Source organism: Thermomonospora curvata DSM 43183, from assembly GCF_000024385.1.
Taxonomy (GTDB): Bacteria; Actinomycetota; Actinomycetes; order Streptosporangiales; family Streptosporangiaceae; genus Thermomonospora; species Thermomonospora curvata.
Map to the genome: position 1 here is coordinate 3,831,332 of NC_013510.1, position 24,475 is coordinate 3,855,806.

Consider the following 24,475-nt stretch of genomic DNA (forward strand, 5'->3'; position numbering starts at 1 on the left):
GCGGCAAAACCACCCGAAAAAGGTTCGATATTCCACCGGTCTCCGCCAGGAGATCAAAGAAATCCGACATTCGGGGAGGAATCTTGGCTGCGCAATCCGTCCGCCGGGGGCTGCTGGTCGGGCTCACCGCAGGCGCAGTGGTCTGCGGTCTGGTGACACCGGCAACGGCCGACACCCGCAACCCGTACGACATCGACGCCGCCGCGATCGCGGAGACGACCGAACCCGCCGGCGCCCTGGAGGCGACCGAGCTCACCGAGGCCCTGGAGACGGCCGGCCTGGCCGACGTGCAGCTGCTGCAGACGGCGACGCTGACCGCCCGGCGCGGCTCACGGGTCATCCGCTGCCGGATCAACGTCTCCGACCCCTCCTTCCGCTCCAGGCGGACCGTCCGGGTGGTGGTGACCGTCCGGTGCAACGACAGGGTCGGCAGCATCCGCATCGGGGCGCAGCTGCGGAGCAGCCGCGGCGTGGTGGACCGGGAGAGCGAGTCCGCCCGTAACACCCGCGGCGTCTCCGCCACCCTGTCCGGCAGGTGCGAGCGCGGCAGGTCCTACCAGGGGCTGGCGAGCGTCCGGGTGACCTTCCCGCGCGGGTACCGCCCGTCGCAGGACTCCGTCACCGTGCGCGGTGACGCCGGCAGGTGCCGGTAAGGGCGTGAACGCGCCATGCACGGCGGTGGGCCCCGCCTTCCGGCAGAAGGCGGGGCCCACCGCCCCGTCCGCAGGCTCAAAGCCGTCATCGGGCGTCCGCACGCCCGGGTGGCGCGGTGGGGCTCTCCACGTCGGTCAGGTAGAAGTCAAGCGCCCCTCCATCGGGCCGGGTCGCCCTGACCGCAAGCCGCCCGGCCGCCGAGCGCATCCGCAGCCTGCTGGGCAGCCAGTGGTGCCGCCGGTGCTCGGGCACGACCTCAAGGTGCAGCAGCTGGCCGGGATCGGTCCGCGTGCACGCGCGCACCCGCAGATCGCCCCAGGCCGTCCCGGCGGGCGGGGCGGCGGCCACGGCCAGGCAGCCGAGGTCGCCGCCGCTCAGGCCGGACCTGATCCGGTAGGCGCCGTCGCCGGCGTACTCGAAGTAGAACCGCTGCCCGGCCCGGCGTCCGCACTCCCGCCCGTGCACGGTCCGGCCGCCCGGCGGGCCGGTCACCTCCAGGCAGTGGTCGTCGGGGACGGTGTGGATCCGGTACCAGCCGTCGGCCAGCGGCCCCGCCGGGCGGCGGGCCTCGGGCATGTGCCGCCCCGCCGGAGGCCGGCTGAGCTGGGGCGCGCTGCCGACGGCGCAGACCAATGTCACCGCGCCGACCGCAAGGAATCTGATCAGACCCCGCCGGCGGCCCGGTGCCCGTGCCCTCCCGCCCGGAGGGCCTGCCGCCGTCTCCCGCCCGTCCTCCTCCGGAAGGTGCATCCGGGGCCGCTGCGGCCCGAAGGGCTCCTCCACGGGCCGCCCGGCCGGGGCGGGGGCGGCGCCGTCATCGGGCGGCACGGGCCTGTTCTCGGCCTCCATCGCGATGCGCCTGCGGACGGCCGTCCACTCCTCGACCGTGGCGGCGTCGCAGCCGCAGGCCCGCACGAAAGCCGCGACCAGCCGCTCGCCCGGCAGCGAGGCGCGGCGCAGCGCGGTCGCCAGCGTGCTGGAGGGCAGGTGGTCTCCATTGGCCGCGGCACGTCTGCTCAGTTCCCGATAGGAATATCCAGACCATGCTTTGAGGCATCGCGCCTTGCCGACATATTCTTCGGCCGTTCGCACATCCCGCGGAGTCGGTGGTAACTGAGTCATTACTGGCTCCCGAGCCTTTCCGGTGCCCTCAGTATCACCGGTACCCATTGAAGGCTCACCGCCGAATATCGCCCAACCTGTCAAAACGGCTTTTCCGCGGGCCGGAGCGACCGGCCGGCCGGTCGCAGGGGCGGGGTCGCGGCGCACCCCGCCTGCCCTGCGGCTATGTTTGAGGCGCACCGACCAGCCGTACGTCCCAGAGCCAGGATGATCGATTGAGCGTCCCCGCGACCGCCCTCGCCCCCGCACTGCCCGCAGAGCGATCCGGACGGCGCCACCGCCTGGCGCTGGTGATCATGAGCCTGGGCGTCTCGCTGGTGGTCGTCGACGGCACCATCGCCGGCGTGCTGACCCCCCGGCTCGTCGCCGAGCTGGGCCTGACCACCAGCGGCGCCGAGTGGGTCTCCTCGATCTACCCGATGGTGTTCGCCGCGCTGCTGATCCCCCTGGGCAGGGTCGGTGACCTGGTCGGACGGCGCCGGGCCTTCGCGGTGGGCGTGGCGGTGTTCACCGCGGCCGGGCTGCTGGCGGCGCTGGCGCGCGACGGCGCCACGCTGATCGCCGCCCGGGCGCTGCAAGGCGTCGGCGCCTCGATGATCATGCCGGCCACCCTGGCCACCATGAACGCCGTCTTCACCGGGCGGCGGCGGGCCATGGCCTTCGGCATCTGGGGCGCCCTGGTCGGCGGGATGGCCGCGCTGGGCCCGCTGCTGGGCGGCGCCATCGCGACCGCGCTGAGCTGGCGCTGGGCGTTCGGCGTCAACGTGCCGCTGGGGCTGGCGCTGCTGGCCGGGGCGCTGGCGGTGATGCCCGAGACCCGGCAGCGCGGCGCGGCCGGCATCGACCCGCCGGGCACGGCGCTGGCCGTGCCGGCCCTGGGCGCGCTGGTCTTCGGGCTGATCGAAGGCCCCAACTACGGCTGGTGGGAACCCGTGCGGCCGTTCACCGCAGGCCCCTACGCCTGGCCGGGCGGCCTGTCGCCGGTGCCGGTGGCGCTGAGCCTGGGGCTGGTGCTGCTGGCCGCCCTGGTGGTGGTCGAACGGGTGCGCGCCGCGGCGGGACGGGCGGTGCTGCTGGACCCGGCGCTGCTGCAGATCGCCTCTTTCCGGCGCGGCGGCCTGACCGCCGCGCTGATCAGCGTGGGGGAACTGGGCCTGGTGTTCGTGCTGCCGCTGTTTTTGACCGGCGCGCACGGCACCTCGCCCCTGCACATCAGCCTGGCCATCGTGCCGCTGGCCCTGGGGGCGTTCCTGGCCGGGCCGCCGGCGGGCCGCCTGGCGGGCCGGTGGGGTCCCCACCGGGTGGTGCGGTGGGGCCTGGCCCTGGAGGTCGCCGCGGTGGCCATGATCGGGCTGACGCTGACGGCGCGCACCGGCGGGTGGGGGCTGGCCCCGTGGATGCTGCTGTACGGGGTCGGGCTGGGCCTGGCCTCCGCGCAGCTCACCAGCGTGTGCCTGGCCGAGGTGCCGGCCGGGCGCGCCGGGCAGGCCTCCGGCATGCAGTCGGCCCTCCGGCAGGTCGGCGCGGCGCTGGGCATCGCGCTCATCGGCGCGGTGTTCGCCACCGGGCTGGGCCGCGAAAGCGCCCAGCGGCTGGAGCGCACCGCGCTGCCGGCCGAGCGGCGGGCCGCCGTCGTCCACCAGCTGCGGGAGAGCGCCGGCACCCACGCCCACGACCTGAGCCGCACACCGGGGGCGGAGGCCGAGGCCGGCGCGGCCCGTGCCGCGCTGGCCGCCGCCACCCGCCAGGCGATGTGGGCCACCGCCGGCATCCTGGCGCTGGGTCTGCTGATGAGCCTGCGGCTGCGGCCGGTCCCCGCCTCCTCCCCCAAGGAGTCCGATCCCATGACCGCACAGACAGGAGAGTGACCGGTGGCCACGCTCGCGCAGTGGATCGCCGGATCCCGCCCTCGCACCCTGCCCGCCTCCCTGGTCCCGGTCGCCGTCGGAACCGGGATCGCCGCGGGCGAGGGCCGGGTCATCTGGTGGCGCGCCGCCCTGGCGGCGATCGTCGCCCTGGCGCTGCAGATCGGCGTCAACTATTCCAACGACTACAGCGACGGCGTCCGCGGCACCGACGATGAGCGGGTCGGCCCGCTGCGGTTGGTCGGCTCCGGCGCCGCCGGGCCCCGGCAAGTGCTGGCCGCCGCGCTGGGCTGTTTTCTGGTCGCCGCCGTCGCCGGGCTGGTGCTGGCCGCGGTGACGACCTGGTGGCTGCTGCTGGTGGGCCTGGCCGCGATCGTGGCCGCCTGGTTCTACACCGGCGGCAAGAACCCTTACGGGTACCGGGCGCTGGGCGAGGTGTCGGTGTTCGTCTTCTTCGGCCTGGTGGCCGTGGTCGGCACCGTCTATGTGCAGGCCGAGCGCCTGCCGTGGGAGGCGTGGGCCGCGGCGGTCCCGGTCGGGCTGCTGGCGTGCGCCCTGCTGGTGGCCAACAACCTGCGCGACATCCCCTCCGACACCCGGGCCGGCAAGCGGACCTTGGCGGTGGTGCTCGGGGGGCCGCGCACCAGGATCCTGTACGCCGCGTGCGTCTCCCTGCCCTACCCCATCGCGCTGGCGATGTCCGCCCCGCACCCGTGGGTGCTGCTGGCGATGCTGTCCACCCCGTTGTCGCTGCCGCCCCTGCAGAAGGTGATGCAGGGCGCCAAGGGCGCCGAGCTGATCCCCGTGCTGGGCGAGACCGGACGTCTGCAGGTCGCCTACGGGACGCTGCTGGCCATCGGGCTGGCCCTGTAGCCGCCTTGCGGAACGCCCACCGCCCCGGAACCGGTTCGCCGAACCCTTTGCGGGCCGGTGGGCGTTCCGGCCGCTACTCGGCGGCCAGATTCCAGTCGATCTCGGGCAGGCCCGCGTCGGCCAGCGCCTTGTTGACCGCGCTGAAGGGGCGGGTGCCGAAGAACTTCTTGGCGCTCAGCGGGCTGGGGTGCGCCGACTCCAGCACCACGTGGGCCGGGTTGGTCACCAGGCGGGCCTTCTTGCGGGCATAGGCGCCCCACAGCACGAACACCACCCGCTCCTGCTTGGCGTTCAGCGCGGTGATGGCGGCGTCGGTGAACTCCTCCCAGCCCTTGCCGGCGTGCGAGCCCGGCTCGCCCTCCCGGACCGTCAGCACCGCGTTGAGCAGCAGCACGCCCTGCTCCGCCCACGGTGTCAGATCGCCGCTGTCGGGGATCGGCACGTTCAGGTCGGCCGCCAGCTCCTTGTAGATGTTGCGCAGCGAGGGCGGCAGTTTGACGCCCTTGCGGACGCTGAAGCTCAGCCCGTGGGCCTGGCCGGCGCCGTGGTAGGGGTCCTGACCGAGGATCAGCACCCGGGCGGCGTCATAGGAGCAGCGCCTGAACGCGTTGAACAGGTCCTCCCGCGGAGGGTAGACGGTGTGCCGCTCGTACTCGTCGGCCACGAACGCGCCGAGCGCGGCCATGGCCAGTGGATCGAGCAGCGGCTCGAGCCGCTCGCGCCAGTCGGCGGGCAGCAACTCCATCAGGTCCAGGGACATCGTCAAGGTCCTCCACGGAAAGCGTTCGGTCACCCAGGACCCTATGACGGGCCACCGACAGCGCACCGGCGAAACAGCGCACGAAGGCGGAACATTGCGCACCGGCGGAACCCGGTCACGGCCCTATGATCACCACATATGCCGTCTCGTCCCCTCTTGCGCGCCGTCGCCGCCTGCACCGGTGCCCTCCTGGCCTGTCTGACCGCCGCCGGGTGCGGCAAACCGTCCGGGCCGGTGACGCTCACCGTGTTCGCCTCCGAATCCCTGACCGAGGCGTTCACCGAGCTGGGCGCGCTGTATGAACGCTCCCGCGGGGTGCGGGTGCAGCCGGTCTTCGGCGGCGACCTGGAGCTGGTCGAGCGGCTGCGGGACCGGCAGCAGGCCGATGTGCTGGTGACCGCCGACGAGACCGCCATGCAAGAGGCGGCCGAGCACGTGGAGTCCCGGCGGACGGTCATCGCCCGCAACTCCATGACGATCGCGGTCGCCCCCGGCAACCCGCGGAAGGTGCGCGGCATCGCCGACCTGGCCCGGCCCGGCCTGCGGGTGGTGCTGGGGGCCTCCATGGCTCCGGCCGGCCGCTACGCCCGGCGCATCCTGGCCAGGGAGGGACTGACCGTGCGGGCCGTCTCAGAGGAGATCAGCTCGCGTGCGGTGCTCACCCGGGTCCGGACCGGGGAGGCCGACGCCGGGGTCGTCTACATCACCGATATGCGCTCGGCGGGCGCCGCCGCCAGCAGCGTCCCCATCCCCGCCGACCAGAACGTCACCGCCGCCTATCCCGCCGCCGCCGTCCGCGACGGCGAGCACCCGGAGGCCGCGCGGGCGCTGATCGACTGGCTGACCTCCGAGCAGGCCCGCACCGTCCTGCACCGCCACGGCTTCGCCCTGCCCTAGGCGCGCAAGGACGCGTTCACTCCTCCAGCGCGGAGGGAAGGCCGCCCTCTTCGCACAAGGCCAGGCAGTCGTCATGGGACTGCAGGGCCTTCAGCACGGCCGGGACCGGCGAGGCGTACACGGTCAGGTAGTCGACCTCGCCCAGCTCCGGCCGCACCGTGTAGACCAGGCGGTCCTCGGTGGCGGAGAACTCCACCCCTTTGCCGGCCTCGCCGCCGCGCGGGTCGACCCGGACCCAGTGGTCCTCCAGCAGCACCGCGGCCAGACCGTGCAGGACGAACGCAGAGCCGTCCTCGGTCAGCCGCTGGTAGCACAGCCCCGCCTCCACTCCCCCGGCCCGCAGCAGCGCCACATACAGGTGCGCCTTGGCGTAGCACAGCCCGGTGCGCTCGCGCAGCACATCGGAGGCGCGCCAGGTGAGCCGGCGGTCACCGGCGTCCGGGGAATGGGAGATCTCGTCGCGGACGAACTCGAAGACGGCCTTGGCGTAGGCGGCGTCGTCACCGGTGCGCATGGACGCCGCGGTCGAGACGATCAGGTCGTGCTCCACGTCGATCGCCTCGTCGGCGCCCAGATAGGCCCAGGGTTCCGCGGCCAGCTTCAGTGGCGCCCTCATAGCCCCAGCAGCGACTCGATTCCGACGGTCAGACGGTCGGGCAGATCGGCGACGCGGCGGACGGCCAGCAGCACCCCCGGCATGAACGACTCGCGGTTCATCGAGTCGTGCCGGATGGTGAAGACCTCCCCGTGTCCGCCCAGCAGCACCTCCTGGTGGGCGACCAGCCCGGACAGCCGCACCGCGTGCACCCGCACGCCCTGCACATCGGCCCCGCGCGCCCCGTCGATCTGGGAGGTGGTGGCGTCCGGGGACGGGCCGACGCCGGCCTTGGCGCGGGCCTCGGCGACCAGCTCGGCGGTGCGGTAGGCGGTGCCGCTGGGGGCGTCGGCCTTGTTGGGGTGGTGCAGCTCGACGATCTCGACGGATTCGAAGAACGGCGCGGCGCGGCGGGCGAAGTCCATCATCAGCACCGCGCCGATGCCGAAGTTGGGGCCGATGAGCACGTTGCCGCGCGGGTTGTCGCGCAGCCAGGCGCGCACCTGCTCCAGCCGCTCGGCGTCGAAGCCGCTGGTGCCGACCACGGCGTGCAGGCCCTGCTCGATGCACCAGCGCAGGTTGTCCATGACCACGGCGGGATGGGTGAAGTCCACCACCACCTCGGCGGAGGTCAGCGCCTCCCGCGCGTCGCCCTGATCGACGGCGGCGACCAGCTCCAGGTCGTCGGCACCCTCCACGGCCCGGCACACCTCGGCCCCCATCCGGCCGCGCGCACCCAGCACCCCCACCTTGATCACGTTCGTTCCTCCGCTTCCACGGCCCTGCCCATCAGGGTCATCTGAGCCTATCGCGGCAGGTGATGAACGACGGTCAGGCGCTGTCGATCATGCCGATCGACAGCGCCGCCGGTCAGTCGTTGTCCAAGGCCAGGTTCAGCAGCCAGCCGACCAGGGCGATGATGATGGCGCCCCAGAAGGCCGGCCAGAACCACTCCACATGGAACGGCAGATCCAGCTCGCCGGCCACCCAGCTGGTCAGCACCAGCAGCGCGGCGTTGACGACCAGGCCGAACAACCCCAGTGTCAGCACGTAGAACGCGCAGCCCACGGTTTTGATGATCGGCTTGATCAGCACGTTGACCAGGCCGAAGATCACCGCCACGGCCAGCAGCGTCCCGGCCTTCTCGGCCGTGGTGCCGGCCTCCACGTCCACCCCGTCCACCACTGCGGTCGCCACCCACAGCGCCACGGCGGTGGTGAGCACCCGGATCAGCACGTCCATGGGCCGACCCTATCGGGCGGCGAAGGCTCTTCCAATGGTCAAGCCTTTGCCAAAGCTCACAAAGTGAACTCCCGGTCCCCGAAGGGGCCCACGACGGCCAGGGTGTCGAGCCGTCCCAGCACCTGGCGGGCCACTTCGCGGACGTCGTCCACGGTGACCGCCTCGATGCAGGCCAGCGACTCCTCCACCGGCTGCAGCCGCTCGTACACCAGTTCGCTTTTGCCGAGGCGGCTCATCCGCGAGCCGGTGTCCTCCAGCCCCAGCACCATCGCCCCGCGCAGCTGGCCCTTGCCGCGTTCCAGCTCCTCGGTGTCCAGGCCGCCGTCGGCCAGTTTGGCCACCTCGTCCCGGCAGATCGCCAGCACCTCATCGACCTTGCCGGGCTGGCAGCCGGCGTACACGCAGAACATGCCGGTGTCGGCGTACTGGGAGGTGTAGCTGTAGACCGAGTAGGCCAGTCCGCGTTTTTCGCGGACCTCCTGGAACAGCCGGGAGGACATGCCGCCGCCGAGCACGGCGTTCAGCACGCCCAGCGCGTAGCGGCGCTCGTCGGTGCGGCAGACGCCGATCCCGCCGAGCACCACGTTGGCCTGCTCGGTGTCCTTGTCGATCACCCGTACCCCCGGCCGTCCCGCCACGGGGGGCCCGCCGATGCGGGGCGGGGCCGGCTGCTCGTCGCCGCCCAGCCGGCCGGCGAACGCCTCGGCGACCTGCCGGACCAGCTGGTCGTGGTCGAGGTTGCCGGCCGCCGCGACCACGAGGTTGGGCACCAGGTAGTGCTCGCGGTAGTAGCGGTCGATGACGTCGCGGGACAGCGCGTTGATCGTCTCGACCGTGCCCAGGATCGGCCGGCCCAGCGGCAGGTCGCCGTACAGCGCGGTGGCGAACTCATCGTGCACCAGGTCGCCGGGGTCGTCGTCGCGCATGGCGATCTCTTCCAAGATCACCCCGCGCTCGGCCTCCACGTCCTCGGGGCGGTTGAGCGAGTCGATCACCATGTCGGAGACCACGTCCACCGCCAGCGGCAGGTCGCTGTCGAGCACCCGGGCGTAGTAGCAGGTGTACTCCTTGGCGGTGAAGGCGTTCAGGTCGCCGCCGACCGCGTCCAGCGCCGCGGAGATCTCCAGCGCCGAGCGGCGCCGGGTGCCCTTGAACAGGGTGTGCTCCAGGTAGTGGGAGGCGCCCGCGTCGCGGGCCTCCTCGTCGCGGGAGCCGACGCCGGCCCAGATGCCGAACGCCGCCGACCGCACCGTGGGCATGGTCTCGGTGATGATGCGCAGCCCGCCGGGCAGCACGGTGCGCCGGACGACGCCGGCGCCGTCCGTGCCGGGATGGAGCGTAACGGTGGTGCCGGGTTCCTGCGCCCTCGCCGACAGCGTCACGCCCTGCTCACCTTCATCGGGTTCATCGCTTCCTCGTTACCGCACCACACGACGGCCGACCGGTGTGACCTGCAGGTCAGCCGGCCGGCCATCGCGGATCGTGTCGATGTGGCGGGGTTCGCCCGCCGGGGGGTTGTTACGAGTTGCGCTGACCGCTGTCGCCGCGGCTGCGGGTGCGCCGCCGCCGCGGACGCTCGGTGCGCTGCTCGCCGGAGGACTGCCGGGACTCGGCCGCGGCCTTGGCCGGCTCGCCTCCGTTGGCGGCCCGCTCGGCCGCCTCGCGCTCGATCACCTCGACCGGCACCAGCGACAGCTTGCCGCGCGGGTCGATCTCGGTGACCTCCACCTGGACCTTCTCGCCGACCTTGAGGTAGTCCTCGACGTTGTCGATCCGCGCCCCGCCGTGCAGCTTGCGGATCTGCGACACGTGCAGCAGGCCGTCCTTGCCGGGCAGCAGCGACACGAACGCGCCGAACGTGGTGACCTTGACGACGGTGCCCAGGTAGCGCTCGCCGACCTCGGGCATGTGCGGGTTGGCGATGGCGTTGATGGCCTGCCGCGCCGCCTCCGCCGAGGGGCCGTCGAGCGCGCCCACGTAGATGGTGCCGTCGTCTTCGATGGTGATGTCGGCGCCGGTGTCGTCCTGGATCGAGTTGATCATCTTGCCCTTGGGGCCGATGACCTCGCCGATCTTGTCGACCGGGACCTTGATGGTGATGATCCGCGGCGCGTACGGGCTCAGCTCGGCCGGCTCGGAGATGGCCTCGGCCATCACGTCCAGGATCGCCAGCCGGGCCGCCTTGGCCTGCTTGAGCGCGGCGGCCAGCACCTCGGCGGGGATGCCGTCCAGCTTGGTGTCCAGCTGCAGCGCGGTGATCAGGTCGCGGGTGCCGGCGACCTTGAAGTCCATGTCGCCGAAGGCGTCCTCGGCGCCGAGGATGTCGGTCAGCGTGACGTACTCGCCGTTCTCGTAGATCAACCCCATGGCGATGCCGGCCACCATGTCCTTCAGCGGCACGCCCGCGTCCAGCAGCGACATGGTGGAGGCGCACACCGAGCCCATCGAGGTCGAGCCGTTGGAGCCGATGGCCTCCGAGACCTGGCGGATGGCGTAGGGGAACTCCTCGCGGGAGGGCAGCACCGGGATCAGCGCCCGCTCGGCCAGCGCACCGTGCCCGATCTCACGCCGCTTGGGCGAGCCGACCCGGCCGGTCTCACCGGTGGAGTACGGCGGGAAGTTGTAGTGGTGCATGTAGCGCTTGGTGCGCTCGGGGCTGAGGGTGTCGATGGTCTGCTCCATGCGGAGCATGTTCAGCGTGGTCACCCCCAGGATCTGGGTCTCGCCCCGCTCGAACAGGGCCGACCCGTGCACCCGCGGCACCACGTGCACCTCGGCCGACAGCTGCCGCAGGTCCTTGACGCCGCGGCCGTCGATGCGCACGCCGTCGCGGACGATCCGCTCACGGATCAGCTTCTTGGTGACCGCGCGGAAGGCGGCGGCCAGCTCCTTGTCGCGGCCCTCGAAGTCCGGCAGCAGCTTTTCGATCGTGGCGGCGCGCAGCTCCTCGAGCTTGGCCTCGCGCTCCTGCTTGCCGACGATGGTCAGCGCCTGGGCCAGGTCCTCGGAGACCGTGGCCGAGACCGCCTCCAGCACATCGTCGGTGTAGTCCAAGAACAGCGGGAACTCGATGGTCTCCTTGGCGGCCACCGCGGCCAGCTCGCGCTGGGCGTCGCACAGGATCTTGATGAACGGCTTGGAGGCCTCCAGGCCCTCGGCGACCCGCTCCTCGGTGGGGGCGGGCGCGCCCTCGGCCACCAGCTTGAGGGTGTCGCGGGTGGACTCGGCCTCCACCATCATGATCGCCACGTCGCCGTTGTCCAGCGTGCGGCCGGCCACCACCATGTCGAAGGTGGCGCGCTCCAGCTCGCTGTGGGTGGGGAAGGCCACCCACTGGCCGTCGATCAGCGCCACCCGGACCCCGCCGATGGGGCCGGAGAAGGGCACCCCCGACAGCAGGGTGGACATCGAGGCGGCGTTGATGGCCACCACGTCGTACAGGTGCTCGGGGTGCAGCGCCAGGACCGTCTCGACGATCTGGATCTCGTTGCGCAGGCCCTTGGCGAACGACGGGCGCAGCGGCCGGTCGATGAGCCGGCAGGTGAGGATGGCGTCCTCGCTGGGGCGGCCCTCGCGGCGGAAGAACGAGCCGGGGATGCGCCCGGCGGCGTACATCCGCTCTTCCACATCCACCGTCAGCGGGAAGAAGTCCAGCGTCTCCTTGGGTTTCTTGGAGACGGTCGTGGCCGACAGCACCATCGTCTCCTCGTCGAGGTAGACGACGGCCGAGCCGGCCGCCTGCCGGGCCAGCCGCCCGGTCTCAAAACGCAGGGTGCGGGTGCCGAACGAGCCGTTGTCGATCACGGCCTCGGCAGTGTGTACTCCTTCGATACGCACGGGTTCCACAGGGTGCTCCTTCGCTTGCGTGCGTCCCCGCGAACAGGCCCTGTGGTTTCGCTGATAGCCGGTCTTCGATCGAAGCCCGCGGATCGCGTGGATCCGCAAGGCCACTACCGAGGACCGGCTGCGCCACATTCCGGCTGTCCGGTCGCGGGTCTTTATGTTGTTCAGTTGTAGACGGTATGTACCCGCCGTACGCCGGATACCGGCCTCTCGCGGGGATATACGCTGAGGGAGTGACCCTTGAGCGGGCCACTCCCTCACCGTCCTAGCGGCGCAGGCCGAGGCGCTCGATCAGTCGGCGGTACCGTTCGATGTCCTTGTCGGCCAGGTACTTCAGCAGCCGCCGACGGCGACCGACCAGCAGCAGCAGGCCGCGCCGGCTGTGGTGGTCATGCTTGTGCACCTTCAGGTGCTCGGTCAGATCGTTGATCCGACGGGTCAGCAACGCGACCTGGACCTCCGGGGATCCAGTGTCACCCTCATGGGTCGCGTACTCAGCGATGATCTTCTGTTTGGTGGCGGTGTCGAGCGACACAGGGCTCCTTCTGAAAGGGTCGTCATCCGCAGATCCCGGCGGCGCTCTCAGCCGCGTGCGGGTCCGCCTGATGCGTTCGGAACGCGTCCCGCCGCATGAGGGTGCAGCGGAACAAGGCCGGGCTCACCCCGGCGACTCTTCACCGTACCACGCCGGAACCCCGGCTTGTCATCGCCGGGAACGCTCCGTGGCGGGGCGGCCCGTCAGGCGGTCAGCTCCCGGGCCCGGGCCACGTCGCGGTGCATCTCCTCCACCAGCGCCTCGACCGACTCGAACTTCAGGGTGTCGCGGATGCGCGCGGTGAAGTCCACCGCCATGTGCTCGCCGTACAGGTCCAGATCGTCGCGGTCCAGCGCGTAGGCCTCCACGGTGCGCTCCCCCGCCCCCTCGAAGGTGGGGTTGGTGCCGATGGAGATCGCCGCCGGCCAGCGGAAGTTCGGGTAACGCTCAGAGTCGCAGATCAGGAAACCGGCGTACACCCCGTCGGCGGGGATGGCCATGTGCGTCATGGTCTCCAGGTTCGCGGTGGGAAAGCCCAGCGCCCGGCCCCGCTGGTGCCCGCGCACCACCACGCCCTCGACCCGGTGCGGCCGGCCCAGCGCCTTGGCCGCGCCGGCCACGTCCCCGGCCGCCAGCTGCCGCCGGATGAGGGTGGAGGAGATGGTCTCCCCGTCGGCCACCAGCGGCATGCCCTCGGCGGTGAAGTCGTACTTGTCGCCCAGCTCGCGCAGCAGCGCCACGTCGCCGCGGGCCTTGTGGCCGAACCGGAAGTCCTCCCCGACGATCACGTGCGCGGCGTGCAGCCGGTCGACCAGCACCGACTGGACGAACTCATCGGGGCCCATCCGCGACAGCTCCAGGGTGAACGGCAGCAGGATCACCACGTCGGTGCCCAGCTCCTCCAGCAGCTCGGCGCGGCGGCGGGTGGACGACAGCAGCGGCGGGTGGGTGCCCGGGCGGACCACCTCATCGGGGTGGGGGTCGAAGGTGATGGCCACCGAGCGCAGCCCGCGCCGGCGGGCCAGTTCGGCGGCGGCGCCGACGATCCGCTGGTGCCCCCGGTGCACCCCGTCGAAGACACCGATGGTGACCACCGACCTGCCCCAGTCGGCGGGAACCTCATCGAGGCCGTGCCAGCGCACCATGCTCTCCCTGCGTCGGATTCGTCGGCCGCTCCGGGGCATGCCCTTCCCCGGCTCGCTGTCACAAGGGTGCCACGTCGTCGAAGGTGCCTCCGACCGTGGGGGGCGTGTTTGTGGCCTCACTTGGCCCGGGCGGGCCGCGGGCCGGGTAAGGCCACGGCGCGTCTCAGCCGGTGAAGACCACCAGCGGGCGGGCGCTCTTGCCCTGTTCCTCGACCAGTGCGAGCAGGGTCCCGTCGGGGGCGAAGACACCGACCGGGCCGGGACCGGCCCCCACCGCCGGCAGCCGCCCGCCGTGCACGACGACCCTGGCCTGCTCGGCGGTCACCTCACGGCGCGGGAAGGCCGCGGCCACCGCCTCCGCCAGCGGCAGCACCCGGCAGTCCTCGGCGAGCTGCTCCAGGGTGCGGGCCTGCTCCAGCCCGTAGGGGCCGACCCGGGTGCGGCGCAGCGCGGTCAGGTGCCCGCCGGTGCCCAGCGCCTCGCCCAGGTCGCGGGCCAGCGCCCGGATGTAGGTGCCGGACGAGCAGGTGATCACCGCGTCCACATCGATCAGGTCGTCGTGGCGGCGCACGGCGGTGACGGTGAAGTCGGCGACGGTCACCGGCCGGGGCTTCAGCTCCACCTCCTGGCCCTTGCGGGCCATCTTGTAGGCCCGGCGGCCGTCCACCTTGATCGCGCTGACCCGGGGCGGCACCTGCATGATCTGCCCGGTCAGGCCCTTGACGGCCGCCTGCAGCGCCGCGTCGGTGACCCCGCCGGCCGGCGTGGTGGCGGTGATCTCGCCCTCGGCGTCGTCGGTGTCGGTGGACTGGCCGAGCCGGATCGTCGCCTCGTAGACCTTGTCGGTGAGCGCCAGATGCCCCAGCAGCCGGGTCGCCTTGCCGACCCCGACCACCAGCACGCCGGTGGCCATGGGGTCCAGCGTGCCGGCGTGCCCCACCCGGCGGGTGCCCGTCAGGCGGCGCAGCCGGGCGACCACGTCATGGGAGGTCCAGCCGGCCGGCTTGTCCACGATGACCAGGCCTGATGTCACTTGGCGTCCTTTCTGACCCGAAGGCGCTCACGCAGGTGCGCGATGGCCGTGGCCGGCGCGCAGTCACAGGTGTAGGCGGCGGCCAGCCGGTGCCCGCCGCCGCCGAGCTCCAGGCACGCCCGGCCCACGTCCACCCGCCCCTTGGAGCGGGTGGACACATACCAGCGGCCGTCGTCGGTCTCCTTGCAGACCACCGCGACCTCGGCCTCGTCGGCGCGGCGCAGCTGGTCGATCACCCCTTCGAGCTGGTCGTAGCGGACGTCGCGGGCGGCCCGGTCGGCCCGGCTGATGGTGGTCCACACCATGCCCAGCCCATCGACGGCGTCGGGCTCGATCCGGGCCCGTCCCAGCGCCCCGCCGAGCACCTGCAGGTAGCCGAAGGAGGCGCGGTCCCACAGTTCCCGGCCCACCGCATCGGGGCGGACGCCGGCGGCCAGCAGACGGGCGGCCAGCTGGTGCACCTCCGGCGTGGTGGAGCCGTATTTGAACGAGCCGGTGTCGCTGGCCAGCCCGGCGTACAGGCCGCAGGCGATGTCCTCGGTCAGCCCGATCCCCAGGCGGGCGATCAGTTTCTCGGTCAGCACCGCGGTGGCCGCCGCGGACGGGTCGATCAGCTGCACGGTGCCGAAACCGGGGTTGGAGGCGTGGTGGTCGATGACGATCAGCTCCCGGGCCCGCCGGGCGGCCGGGGCCAGCGAGCCGAGCCGTTCCAGGGAGGCGGCGTCGAAGCTGACCATCAATTCCGGCGCGGCGGGGACCTGGCCGGGTTCGACCAGCAGTTCCAGGCCGGGCAGAAAACGCAGGCCGGCGGGGACCGTGAACGGCTCGCCGAAAGAGGCGGCGCAGTCCCGGCCCTGCCGGCGCAGCGCCTGCGCGAAGGACAGCATCGACCCCAGCGCATCACCGTCCGGCCATTCGTGGCAGACCAGCCAGATCTTCTGGTGGGCGGACCGGATGAGCTGAGTGGCCCGCTCCCATTGGGCGGGACCGGGCACCTGGTCGCGGGCGCGTTCGGTGACGGTGGGACCGGGCGTCCCGGACGTCGTCATCTCAACTCACGCTCCCCCGGCTCGTCCGCCGGGTCCATCGTTGTGCCTCGCCTCCATGCTCCGATCGGCGGCGACCCGTGGCTGGGCCTTCGCGGCCGCAGGGCCGCGAAGGCCTCCGGCGTTCTGCTCGCCGTCTGCGGAAACGGCGCTTCACAGGGAATTCACTGCCTTTGGCTCTCTTCGTCGCCAGTATCGGAATCGTCTTCGGCCGAGTCCGGAGTGATCCGGTAGGGGTTGGCGTCGCCGGCGGGCCGGGCGCCCTCGGCGGCCTTGGCCACCTGCTCGTCGTGGGCGCGGGCCCGCGCCAGCAGCTCGTCGATCTGCCGGGCGTTGTCGATCACCGCGTCGAACTCGAAGGTCAGCGTGGGCGTGTGGCGGATCCCGATCCGCCGCCCGACCTCCGAGCGGATGAGTCCTTTGGCGCTCTCCAGCGCCGCCGCCGTGTCGGCCCGCTCGCCCTCCGAGCCGTACACCGTGTAGTAGACGGTGGCGTCCCGCAGATCGCCGGTGACCTTGGCGTCGGTCACCGTGACGAACCCGAGCCGGGGATCTTTGATCCGGCGTTCCAGCATCTCGGCCACGATCTGCTGGATCCGGTCGGCGAGCTTGCGAGCCCGAGCCGCGTCCACCATGTCTGTCGTCCTCGTCTTCATCGTCGCGGGGTGCGTCCCCGCCCCGGGGACGGGTCAGTCATCATCGCCGTAAAGCCGGCGGCGGGCCGAGAGCATCTCGATCTCCGGACGCCCGGCCACCAGCCGCTCGCAGGCATCGAGCACCTCGGTGCAGTTGCCGGCGGTGGCCGAGACCACCGCCACGCCGATCTCGGCCCGCCGGTACAGGTCCACCGCTCCGGTCTCGGCGACCGCCACGGCGGGAAAGCGCCGGCGCACCTCGGCCACGATCGGCCGGACGATCGACCGTTTCTCCTTCAGCGACCGGACGTCGCCCAGCAGCAGATCGAGCGTCAACGCACCTACGAACACCTGACCCATCACCTCGGGTGATCTGTTGTGTGGATTCGGCGACGCCCGGTCGTGGGCGTACCCGGCGCCGTCATCGGGCCGGGCCGTTTTGCGGACCCGCGCCCGTCACGGTCCGGTGATCTGTAACGGCGCTGGGGCCGTGCCAGACCACCTGCGATCCTCCGAGATCACCCGGCGCCGTGTCACTCGATTTATTTATTCGCTTTTCATCCGCGCGGCCGTTCGCCGCGGGCCCGTGGCGGGCCCGCGGCGAACGCAGGAGCGATCAGTCGCGCGGCTTCTCCCGCATCTCGAAGCACTCGATGACATCACCGATCTTGATGTCCTGGTACCCGAGCCCGATGCCGCACTCGAAGCCCTCGCGGACCTCGTTGACATCGTCCTTCTCGCGGCGCAGCGAGGCGATGGAGAGGTTGTCGGCGACCACGGTCCCCTGGCGGACCAGGCGGGCCTTGGCGCCCCGGTTGATGGTGCCGGTGAGCACCATGCACCCGGCCACGTTGCCGATCCGCGGCACCTTGAAGATCGCGCGGATCTCCGCGGTGCCGAGCTGGACCTCCTCGTACTCGGGCTTGAGCATGCCCTTGAGGGCCGCCTCGACTTCCTCGATCGCCTGGTAGATGACCGAGTAGTAGCGGATGTCCACGCCCTCGCGGTCGGCCGCCTCCTGGGCGTTGCGCTCGGCCCGGACGTTGAAGCCGATGATGACCGCGCCGTCGGAGGCCACCGCCAGGTTGACGTCGTCTTGGGTGATGGCGCCGACGCCGCGGCGGATGACCCGCAGACCGACCTCGTCGCCGACGTCGATCTTCATCAGCGAGTCTTCCAGCGCCTCCACCGAACCGGACACATCGCCCTTGATGATGAGCAGCAGTTCCTGCCGCTCGCCCTTCTTGAGGTCGGAGAACAGCTCCTCCAGCGTCCGGGAACGGCGGGTGCGCAGCAGCTCGGCGTTGCGCTTGCGGGCGATGCGCTTGTCGGCGATCTGCCGGGCCACCCGGTCGTCCTCGACCACCAGGAAGCTGTCGCCGGCGCTGGGCACCGCGGTCAGGCCGAGCACCTGCACCGGACGCGACGGCCCCGCCTCTTCGACGTTGTTGCCGTTTTCGTCCAGCATCGCCCGGACGCGGCCGTGCGCCACGCCGCAGACGATCGAGTCGCCGACCCGCAGGGTGCCGCGCTGCACCAGCACGGTCGCCACCGCGCCCCGGCCCCGGTCCAGGTGCGCCTCGATGGCCACGCCCTGGGCGGGCATGTCGGGGTTGGCCTTCAGGTCCAGCTCGGCGTCGGCGGTCAGGATGATCGCCTCGAGCAGCTCGTCGAGGTTGGTGCCCTCCTTGGCCGACACGTCCACGAACAGGGTCTGCCCGCCGTACTCCTCGGCGACCAGGCCGTACTCGGTGAGCTGGGCGCGCACCCGGTGCGGGTCCGCCTCCGGCTTGTCGATCTTGTTGACCGCCACCACGATCGGCACCCCGGCCGCGGTGGCGTGGTCGATCGCCTCGGTGGTCTGCGGCTTGACCCCGTCGTCGGCGGCGACCACCAGCACCACCAGGTCGGTGGTGTCGGCACCGCGGGCACGCATGGCGGTGAAGGCCTCGTGACCGGGGGTGTCGATGAAGGTGATCTTGCGCTCTTCGCCGTCGACCTCGGTCTGCACCTGGTAGGCGCCGATGTGCTGGGTGATCCCGCCGGCCTCGCCGGAGGCCACGTTGGCGTTGCGGATGGCGTCCAGCAGCTTGGTCTTACCGTGGTCGACGTGACCCATCACGGTCACCACCGGCGGGCGGACCACCAGCTGGTCCTCGTCACCGATGTCCTCGCCGAACTCGATGTCGAAGGACTCCAGCAGCTCGCGGTCCTCGTCCTCGGGCGAGACCACCTGGACGTCGAAGTCCAGCTCGGCGCCGAGCAGCTTGAGGGTGTCCTCGTTGACCGACTGGGTCGCGGTGACCATCTCGCCCAGGTGCAGCATGATCTGCACCAGCGACGCCGGGTTGGCGCCGATCTTCTCGGCGAAGTCGGTCAGCGAGGCGCCCTGCGGCAGCCGGATGGTCTTGCCGCCGCCGCGCGGAGCCTGCACGCCGCCGATGGCCGGCGCCTGCATGTTGTCGAACTCTTGGCGCCGCTGCTTCTTGGACTTGCGGCCCCGCGTGGGACGGCCGCCGGGACGCCCGAAGGCACCGGCCGCGCCGCCACGGCCACGGCCGCCGCCACCGGGACGCGCACCGCCGAAACCACCGCCGGGACGACCGCCGCCACCGGGACGCGGACCGCCGAAGCCGCCGCCGGGACGACCGCCGCCGGCGGGACGGCCCACGCCGGGACGCCCGGCGCCACCGGGACGGCCGGGGCCGCGCACGGCGCCCGGTCCCAGCGCGCTGGGCCGCGACGGCATGTTCATCGGGCTCGGCCGCGGACCGCCCGGACGGGGACCGCCGGCGGCGCCGCCGGGACGCGGACCCGGACGCGGCGGCCCGGGCACCGGGCGCGGCGGGGCCGGACGCGGACCGCCGGGAGCGGCGGCACCGCGCTGACCCGCGGCGCCCTGCCGGTCACCGGGCGGCGGAGCCGGACGCGGACCCGGCTTGGGCGTGGTGCCCATGCCGGTGTTGGTGGAGCTGAACGGGTTGTTGCCCGGACGCGGCGCGGCCGGACGCGGGCCGGGGCGCGGCCCCGGCTTGGGCACGCGCGGACCCGGCTTGGGCACCGCGGGGCCGCCCTGCCCGGCGGCCGGACCGCCCGGGGCCGGCGGCGCCTTGGGGCCGGCCTGGGCCGCGGGCGCCTGCGGCTTGGGACGGGCACCGCCGCCCGGCGCCTGCTGCGCCGGGGCCTGCGGCACCGGACCCGGACGCGGCGCGGCGCGGCCGGCGGGGCCGGGCCGGGGGCCGGGCTTGGGCACCGGGCCCGGCTTGGGCACGGGACCCGGCTTGGGCGGTGCGGGGCGAGCGCCGCCTTCGGCGCTCGCGGGCGGCTGCGGCTTGGGCGCAGCCTGCTGTGCCTGCTGTTCGGGCCGGCGCGGCGAGGCCTGGGGCTTGCGACCGCCCCCGCCGCCCTTGCCGGACCCCTGAGAAGAACCCTGAGAAGAATTGGAGAAAGCTTCGGTAAGCCTTCGAACGACCGGCGCCTCGATCGTGGAGGACGCCGACCGGACGAACTCGCCCATCTCCTGGAGCTTGGCCATGACGACCTTGCTCTCTACTCCGAACTCCTTGGCGAGCTCGTAAACCCGGACCTTCGCCACTGCACTCCCTACTCGGCCCGGGAGGTAGCGGCCTCCGGGCCGTCTCTAACTTGCCGTACTCATCGCGGCGTGCTCATCGAGCGCTCATCGCAATCTCGACCTGCTTCCGACTAGACGTCGCTTACAGTTCGACCATCCTGATACCAACTGCCCTGTGCCTCAAGATGTTCCCGCAGGAGGCTGGTGTCGAGCGGTCCCGGCAGGCGGAAGGCCCGGGGGAACGCCCGACGCCGCTCCGCGAGCTCAAGACACCCCAGGTCGGGGTGTATGGAAGCACCCCTCCCCGGCAGCCGCCCACGGGGGTCGGGGACGATCACGCCCTCGACCACCACCAGGCGCAGCAGGTCGGATTTGGCCGTGCGAACCCGGCAGCCCACGCAGGTACGACGAGGGAAGCCCCCTTGGGCGGCCGGGCCACGTGTCATGAGTCTACCGTGCTGACGCGTCGGCGGGACCTGTCGCATGCTCCGCACTTGATCCTGAGGTGTCCGATCCGCTCCGCCGCACCGCGCCGACCTGCCCGGACTGCTCGACCTCGGTGTCGGGCCGGATGTCGATCCGCCAGCCGGTCAGCCGGGCGGCCAGCCGGGCGTTCTGGCCCTCCTTGCCGATGGCCAGCGACAGCTGGTAGTCGGGCACGATCACCCGGGCCGTGCGGGCGGCCTCGTCGATCACCTGCACGCTGCTGACCCGGGCGGGCGAGAGCGCGTTGCCGACGAACTCGGCCGGGTCCTCCGACCAGTCGACGATGTCGATCTTCTCCCCGCGCAGCTCGTGCATCACGTTGCGGACCCGGCTGCCCATCGGGCCGATGCAGGCGCCCTTGGCGTTCACCCCGGGCTTGCGGGAGCGCACCGCGATCTTGGTGCGGTGCCCGGCCTCCCGGGCGATGGCCGCGATCTCCACGGTGCCGTCGGCGATCTCGGGCACCTCCAGCGCGAACAGCTTGCGGACCAGGTTGGGGTGGGTCCGCGACAGCTGCACCGAAGGGCCCCGGTGACCCTTGCGCACCTGCACCACATAGGCCCGGATCCGGTCGCCGTGCTCATAGGACTCGCCCGGCACCTGCTCCGACGGCGGCAGGATCGCCTCGATGCGGCCCAGGTCCACCAGCACGTTGCGCGGGTCCTTGCCCTGCTGGATCACCCCGGAGACGATGTCGCCCTCGCGGCCGGCGTACTCGCCGAAGGTCACCTCGTCCTCGGCGTCGCGCAGCTTCTGCAAGATGACCTGCTTGGCCGTGGTCGCCGCGATACGGGAGAAGTCCTCCGGGGTGTCGTCGTATTCCCGCAGGACGTTGCCTTCGTCGTCGGTCTCGGCCGCCCACACCGTCACGTGCCCGGTCTTGCGGTCCAGCTCCACGCGCGCCCTGGGCGCCGCCCCCTCGGTGCGGTGGTAGGCGATCAGCAGGGCGTCCTCGATCGCCTGGGCGACCAGCTCGAGCGAGATGTCCTTCTCGCTCTCCAGGCTGCGCAGCGCAGCCATGTCGATGTCCACGTAAGCTCCCCCTCAGTTCCCGGCCTCGTCGGCTCCCAGGTCGGCGAGCTCATCGTCGTCATCGTCGTGGCCGGCCTGCTGCGGCGGGCGGCGGAACTCCACCTGCACCCTGCCCCGGCCCAGCTCGCCGTGGCCGAAGCGGCGCCGCCGCCCGGCGACCTCCAGCACCACCGCCTCCTCGTCGGCGGCGACCACCCGCCCCTCGACCTGGCCGCCGTCGGCCAGTGCCGCGCGCACCAGCCGCCCGGTGGCACGGCGCCAGTGCCGCGGCTCGGTCAGCGGCCGGTCCACTCCCGGCGAGGTGACCTCCAGCACGTAGGGGGCCTCGCCCATGACGTCGGTGTCGTCGAGCGCGGCCGACACCGCCTGGCTCAAGGTCGCGGTGTCCTCCAAGGTCACCCCGCCGTCGGCGTCCACCACGATGCGCACCAGCCGGCGCCGCCCGGCGGGCTTGACGTCGAGTTCCTCCAGGTCCAGCCCTTGCGCGGCGGCCAGCGGCCCGACCAGCCGGGTCAGCTCGGCCTGCACCTGCGCCCGCGACGGACCGCCGGCGGGGGCGTGCCGCCCGGTGCGCCGCTGGTCGGGACGAGGCGCCCGCCGAGCGCGGCCGCGGCCGGATTCGACGCTCATCTGGGACCTCCTCCTGATCAGCGGGCGCCGTAGCCTTCGTATTCAAGCCTATCGACAGGCCGGCTCGGCGACGTTCTTTCGGCCCGGCGCCCGGCGCAGGCGCTGTGGAATACTCCCTGACCGCCCCCCATACCACCGGAAACGAGGAGAAAACAGCGTGCGAGCGGCTCAGGCGGCGCCGGGCCCGGCCGTGCCCCGGCGGGCGGTGCTGGGCGGCCTGGTCGCATCCGCCGCGCTGGGCGGCTGCACCCGGGCCGATCCGCCGCCGGCCGTCTCGCCCGGGCCGGACGTGGCCGTCCTGACCGCCGCGATCGCCGCCGAGCAACGGCTGATCATGCTGCACGAGGCGGTGCTGCGGGCCCACGCAGGGCTCGCCGGGCGGCTGGAGCCGATGCTGGCGCACCACCGTGAGCACCTGCGGGTGCTGCAGCGTCATTATGTGCCGGGGACCGGGGAGGGCGCTTCCGCCGCGCCCGTCCCCTCGCCGACGCCCTTCCAGGCGCCCGCCGGCAGGTCCGGGGCGCTGGCGGCGCTGCGCCGCGCCGAGAGCGAGGCGGCCGCGGCCCGCGCCGCGGATGTGGTGAAGATCGCTCCTGGGATGGCCCAGTTGCTGGCGAGCATCGGCGCCTGTGAGGCGGGGCACGCGGCGCTGCTGGAGGCGGCGCTGGAGGAAGAGGAGTGAGCGGCCGGCGGGCCGACGGCGTCGTCGAGGCGCTGCAGGCGGCGCTGGCCGCCGAGCACGCCGCCGTCTACGGCTACGGGGTGGTGGGCGCCGGGCTGCGCGGGCCGGCGCAGCAGACCGCCCGCACCGTCTTGGACGCCCATCGCGCGCGCCGCGACCGGCTCGCCGAGCTGGTGGTGCGGCGGGGGGCGCAGCCGGTGGCCGCCGAGGCCGCCTACCGGCCGGCGGTCGAGGTGACCTCGGCCGCCAGTGCCGCCGCGCTGGCCGCCGCGCTGGAGGAGCGGGTGCTGGAGGCCTATGCGGCGCTGGCCGGCTGTCAGGAGGCCGATCTGCGCCGCCACGCGGCGCTGGCCATGCAGGAGGCGATGGGCCGGTGGATCGGCTGGCGCAAGAGCGCGGGCGAGCGGGCCGTCCCGCCGGCGCTGCCGGGCCTGCCGCCGGAGGAGACCGCGCAGGGGGAACGGGAGAAGACGTCAAAGGTGGCAACGCCTCGGCCGGGCTCCTAGCCTTCGCCCCCACCGCGCGGCGCCCGGCTCCGCGCTTCCTTCAGCACGCCGTTTCCGCGGGTCGGGAACGGCATGGCGCCAGGCACCGCCGATGTGGGCGGTTTCCTTCGGTCGCCTGTCTTCAGGCCCTGGGAACGGTGCGCCGCCCGGGGCTTCGGTGAGGCTTCTTCAACGCCCCGTCTCCGCAGGCGGAGACGGGGACGTCGCGGTCAGGGGCGATGCCATGACCTGGACGGCCGCGGTACCGGACGGCACCCGGGCCCCGGCGTTTCAGGCCGTCTGGTGCAAAAGGTTCAGTCCGCCCACTTGTCCACGTGCGGCCACAGGTCGCTCAGGCGGTGGATGACGGCGTCCGGCGGGGCCAGGTGGGGACCGCCGCCGGGCAGCGAGTCGGCGGAGCTGTGCCAGATCTGCACCGCGCGCATCCCGGCCGACTTGGCGCCGTGCACGTCCTCGAACGGCCGGTCGCCGACGAACACGCAGCGGGCCGGATCCTCGGCGCCGACCGCCTCCATGGCGAGGCGGAAGGCCTGCGCATGGGGCTTGGTCCAGGGAATCTCGCTGCTGTAGACGGCCCCGTCGATCAGGTCCAGGACGCCGTCGCGGGCGAAGATCCGCTCGTGCCACTCCCGCGACCACAGGGTGTTGGACAGCACGCCGACCTTGATGCCGCGCTCGCGCAGCCCGCTCAGCAGGTCGGCGGCGTCGGGGTCGGTGAAGGTGTGCGGCTCCCAGGCCCGGAACTTGGTGTCCAGCAGCTCCTCGGTGGGCTGCACCCCGGCCAGTTCGAACAGCTCGTCCAAGGTGGCGCTGCGGTGCTCCTCGCGGGAGCGGCGCCACAGCTCGTCCTCGGCCTCCAGCAGGGCCCGGGCGATCCGTTCGACCTCGTCGGGGGCCAGGTGAGAGGCGCAGATCGTCCGCCACATCTCCCCGAGCTCGACATCGTGCCAGGGGGTCAGGGTGCCGCCCCAGTCGAAGATCACCGCGTCCACCGCCATGCTGGGATGGTAACTGTCGCCGGAGACCTGGGGATATGCCTTTTTCTCCACCTTCGTCCCACCCGGCGCGCCATTCCGGCGGCGGGCCGGGCGCCCCGGTCGCCGGCTGCACGAATCGGGCTTCCCCCGGCCGGGGGAAGCCGGGCCGCCAATTGCACGGGCGAGGCCATCGCCCGGCGAATCTCGGGCCGGTTCCCGGGATGACCTGGGCATTCACCGCCAGAAGGGCGAGCCCTCCCGTCCTCGCCCGCGGTTTTGCGCGGAACCTGCGATCGGCGCAGCGGGCCGGGCGCTCGATCCGAGCCGGGCGCACCGTCCCGGC

Annotated in this window: 24 protein-coding genes; 6 read left to right on the forward strand and 18 right to left on the reverse strand. The window is 72.6% G+C overall.

What is annotated here, in order from left to right:
• The first annotated feature begins 83 nt into the window (after positions 1-83).
• The gene (locus TCUR_RS16320) at positions 84-653 is read left to right on the forward strand and encodes a hypothetical protein (protein WP_012853636.1); all 570 of its coding nucleotides are present in this window, start codon (positions 84-86) and stop codon (positions 651-653) included.
• 85 nt (positions 654-738) lie between these two features.
• On the opposite strand, the gene TCUR_RS16325 is transcribed toward TCUR_RS16320, so the two are convergent.
• Complete coding sequence (locus TCUR_RS16325) at positions 739-1,746, reverse strand: hypothetical protein (RefSeq protein ID WP_148233041.1); 1,008 nt, start codon at positions 1,744-1,746, stop codon at positions 739-741.
• Positions 1,747-1,991: 245 nt separating this feature from the next.
• Here TCUR_RS16325 and TCUR_RS16330 point away from each other — a divergent pair, with 245 nt between their 5' ends.
• The gene (locus TCUR_RS16330) at positions 1,992-3,644 is read left to right on the forward strand and encodes an MFS transporter (RefSeq protein ID WP_012853638.1); all 1,653 of its coding nucleotides are present in this window, start codon (positions 1,992-1,994) and stop codon (positions 3,642-3,644) included.
• Between the two features lie 3 nt (positions 3,645-3,647).
• The gene (locus TCUR_RS16335; RefSeq protein WP_012853639.1) at positions 3,648-4,514 is read left to right on the forward strand and encodes a 1,4-dihydroxy-2-naphthoate polyprenyltransferase; all 867 of its coding nucleotides are present in this window, start codon (positions 3,648-3,650) and stop codon (positions 4,512-4,514) included.
• 73 nt (positions 4,515-4,587) lie between these two features.
• Here the strand turns inward: TCUR_RS16335 and TCUR_RS16340 are convergent, their stop codons facing one another.
• Positions 4,588-5,274 carry a uracil-DNA glycosylase gene (locus tag TCUR_RS16340; RefSeq protein ID WP_012853640.1) on the reverse strand — a complete coding sequence of 229 codons (687 nt, stop codon included), beginning with the start codon at positions 5,272-5,274 and terminating at the stop codon, positions 4,588-4,590.
• Between the two features lie 138 nt (positions 5,275-5,412).
• Here TCUR_RS16340 and modA point away from each other — a divergent pair, with 138 nt between their 5' ends.
• A complete protein-coding gene (gene modA, locus TCUR_RS16345) occupies positions 5,413-6,171 on the forward strand; it encodes a molybdate ABC transporter substrate-binding protein (protein ID WP_012853641.1) in 759 nt (252 codons plus the stop codon).
• A 16-nt stretch (positions 6,172-6,187) separates the two neighbouring features.
• Here modA and TCUR_RS16350 read toward each other — a convergent pair whose 3' ends face one another.
• The 15 genes from TCUR_RS16350 to rimP form a co-directional block, all read right to left on the reverse strand.
• On the reverse strand, positions 6,188-6,787 hold the full coding sequence (locus TCUR_RS16350; RefSeq protein WP_012853642.1) for a transglutaminase-like domain-containing protein: 600 nt from the start codon (positions 6,785-6,787) through the stop codon (positions 6,188-6,190).
• Entirely contained in the window at positions 6,784-7,524 is a 741-nt protein-coding gene (dapB, locus tag TCUR_RS16355) for a 4-hydroxy-tetrahydrodipicolinate reductase (protein ID WP_012853643.1), read from the reverse strand. Before dapB ends, TCUR_RS16350 begins: the two co-directional genes overlap by 4 nt.
• 112 nt (positions 7,525-7,636) lie before the next feature.
• A complete protein-coding gene (locus TCUR_RS16360) occupies positions 7,637-8,008 on the reverse strand; it encodes a phage holin family protein (protein ID WP_012853644.1) in 372 nt (123 codons plus the stop codon).
• A gap of 56 nt (positions 8,009-8,064) precedes the next feature.
• Complete coding sequence (locus tag TCUR_RS16365; protein WP_012853645.1) at positions 8,065-9,390, reverse strand: M16 family metallopeptidase; 1,326 nt, start codon at positions 9,388-9,390, stop codon at positions 8,065-8,067.
• Between the two features lie 136 nt (positions 9,391-9,526).
• Entirely contained in the window at positions 9,527-11,839 is a 2,313-nt protein-coding gene (locus TCUR_RS16370) for a polyribonucleotide nucleotidyltransferase (RefSeq protein WP_041442065.1), read from the reverse strand.
• A gap of 277 nt (positions 11,840-12,116) precedes the next feature.
• Positions 12,117-12,386 (reverse strand): 30S ribosomal protein S15, encoded by a 270-nt coding sequence (gene rpsO / locus TCUR_RS16375; protein ID WP_012853647.1) that lies wholly within the window; start codon positions 12,384-12,386, stop codon positions 12,117-12,119.
• Positions 12,387-12,589: 203 nt separating this feature from the next.
• Positions 12,590-13,531, reverse strand: a complete 942-nt coding sequence (locus tag TCUR_RS16380) for a bifunctional riboflavin kinase/FAD synthetase (protein WP_012853648.1) — start codon at positions 13,529-13,531, stop codon at positions 12,590-12,592.
• 163 nt (positions 13,532-13,694) lie between these two features.
• Entirely contained in the window at positions 13,695-14,564 is an 870-nt protein-coding gene (truB, locus tag TCUR_RS16385; protein ID WP_012853649.1) for a tRNA pseudouridine(55) synthase TruB, read from the reverse strand.
• Positions 14,561-15,613: a DHH family phosphoesterase gene (locus tag TCUR_RS16390; RefSeq protein ID WP_012853650.1), complete on the reverse strand. Its 1,053-nt coding sequence runs from the start codon at positions 15,611-15,613 to the stop codon at positions 14,561-14,563. Before TCUR_RS16390 ends, truB begins: the two co-directional genes overlap by 4 nt.
• Positions 15,614-15,774: 161 nt before the next feature.
• Entirely contained in the window at positions 15,775-16,245 is a 471-nt protein-coding gene (rbfA, locus tag TCUR_RS16395; protein ID WP_012853651.1) for a 30S ribosome-binding factor RbfA, read from the reverse strand.
• 54 nt (positions 16,246-16,299) lie between these two features.
• On the reverse strand, positions 16,300-16,605 hold the full coding sequence (locus tag TCUR_RS16400) for a DUF503 domain-containing protein (protein WP_012853652.1): 306 nt from the start codon (positions 16,603-16,605) through the stop codon (positions 16,300-16,302).
• A 256-nt stretch (positions 16,606-16,861) separates the two neighbouring features.
• Positions 16,862-19,840, reverse strand: a complete 2,979-nt coding sequence (gene infB, locus TCUR_RS16405) for a translation initiation factor IF-2 (protein ID WP_012853653.1) — start codon at positions 19,838-19,840, stop codon at positions 16,862-16,864.
• Between the two features lie 110 nt (positions 19,841-19,950).
• Positions 19,951-20,304, reverse strand: coding sequence for a YlxR family protein (locus TCUR_RS25750; protein WP_342610137.1), 354 nt, complete (start codon positions 20,302-20,304; stop codon positions 19,951-19,953).
• Complete coding sequence (gene nusA, locus TCUR_RS16410; protein ID WP_012853654.1) at positions 20,270-21,325, reverse strand: transcription termination factor NusA; 1,056 nt, start codon at positions 21,323-21,325, stop codon at positions 20,270-20,272. The genes TCUR_RS25750 and nusA overlap by 35 nt, the downstream gene beginning before the upstream one ends.
• A 24-nt stretch (positions 21,326-21,349) precedes the next feature.
• A complete protein-coding gene (rimP, locus tag TCUR_RS16415; protein WP_012853655.1) occupies positions 21,350-21,967 on the reverse strand; it encodes a ribosome maturation factor RimP in 618 nt (205 codons plus the stop codon).
• 157 nt (positions 21,968-22,124) lie between these two features.
• On the opposite strand from rimP, the gene TCUR_RS16420 reads away from it, so the two are divergent.
• Both TCUR_RS16420 and TCUR_RS16425 read left to right on the forward strand, forming a co-directional pair.
• A complete protein-coding gene (locus TCUR_RS16420) occupies positions 22,125-22,649 on the forward strand; it encodes a hypothetical protein (protein ID WP_012853656.1) in 525 nt (174 codons plus the stop codon).
• Positions 22,646-23,155 (forward strand): ferritin-like domain-containing protein, encoded by a 510-nt coding sequence (locus TCUR_RS16425; protein WP_012853657.1) that lies wholly within the window; start codon positions 22,646-22,648, stop codon positions 23,153-23,155. The genes TCUR_RS16420 and TCUR_RS16425 overlap by 4 nt, the downstream gene beginning before the upstream one ends.
• 293 nt (positions 23,156-23,448) lie before the next feature.
• Here the strand turns inward: TCUR_RS16425 and TCUR_RS16430 are convergent, their stop codons facing one another.
• Complete coding sequence (locus TCUR_RS16430; protein ID WP_041442074.1) at positions 23,449-24,153, reverse strand: HAD family hydrolase; 705 nt, start codon at positions 24,151-24,153, stop codon at positions 23,449-23,451.
• Positions 24,154-24,475 lie beyond the last annotated feature (322 nt).

What these genes read in the sequence shown, in the direction of transcription:
- TCUR_RS16340 (WP_012853640.1), bottom strand. Translation starts at nt 5,274, where the DNA reads ATGTCCCTGGACCTGATGGAGTTGCTGCCCGCCGACTGGCGCGAGCGG.
- modA (WP_012853641.1), top strand. Translation starts at nt 5,413, where the DNA reads ATGCCGTCTCGTCCCCTCTTGCGCGCCGTCGCCGCCTGCACCGGTGCC.
- TCUR_RS16350 (WP_012853642.1), bottom strand. Translation starts at nt 6,787, where the DNA reads ATGAGGGCGCCACTGAAGCTGGCCGCGGAACCCTGGGCCTATCTGGGC.
- TCUR_RS16360 (WP_012853644.1), bottom strand. Translation starts at nt 8,008, where the DNA reads ATGGACGTGCTGATCCGGGTGCTCACCACCGCCGTGGCGCTGTGGGTG.
- TCUR_RS16380 (WP_012853648.1), bottom strand. Translation starts at nt 13,531, where the DNA reads ATGGTGCGCTGGCACGGCCTCGATGAGGTTCCCGCCGACTGGGGCAGG.
- TCUR_RS16390 (WP_012853650.1), bottom strand. Translation starts at nt 15,613, where the DNA reads ATGACGACGTCCGGGACGCCCGGTCCCACCGTCACCGAACGCGCCCGC.
- rbfA (WP_012853651.1), bottom strand. Translation starts at nt 16,245, where the DNA reads ATGGTGGACGCGGCTCGGGCTCGCAAGCTCGCCGACCGGATCCAGCAG.
- TCUR_RS16400 (WP_012853652.1), bottom strand. Translation starts at nt 16,605, where the DNA reads ATGGGTCAGGTGTTCGTAGGTGCGTTGACGCTCGATCTGCTGCTGGGC.
- TCUR_RS25750 (WP_342610137.1), bottom strand. Translation starts at nt 20,304, where the DNA reads ATGCGACAGGTCCCGCCGACGCGTCAGCACGGTAGACTCATGACACGT.
- nusA (WP_012853654.1), bottom strand. Translation starts at nt 21,325, where the DNA reads ATGGCTGCGCTGCGCAGCCTGGAGAGCGAGAAGGACATCTCGCTCGAG.
- rimP (WP_012853655.1), bottom strand. Translation starts at nt 21,967, where the DNA reads ATGAGCGTCGAATCCGGCCGCGGCCGCGCTCGGCGGGCGCCTCGTCCC.
- TCUR_RS16430 (WP_041442074.1), bottom strand. Translation starts at nt 24,153, where the DNA reads ATGGCGGTGGACGCGGTGATCTTCGACTGGGGCGGCACCCTGACCCCC.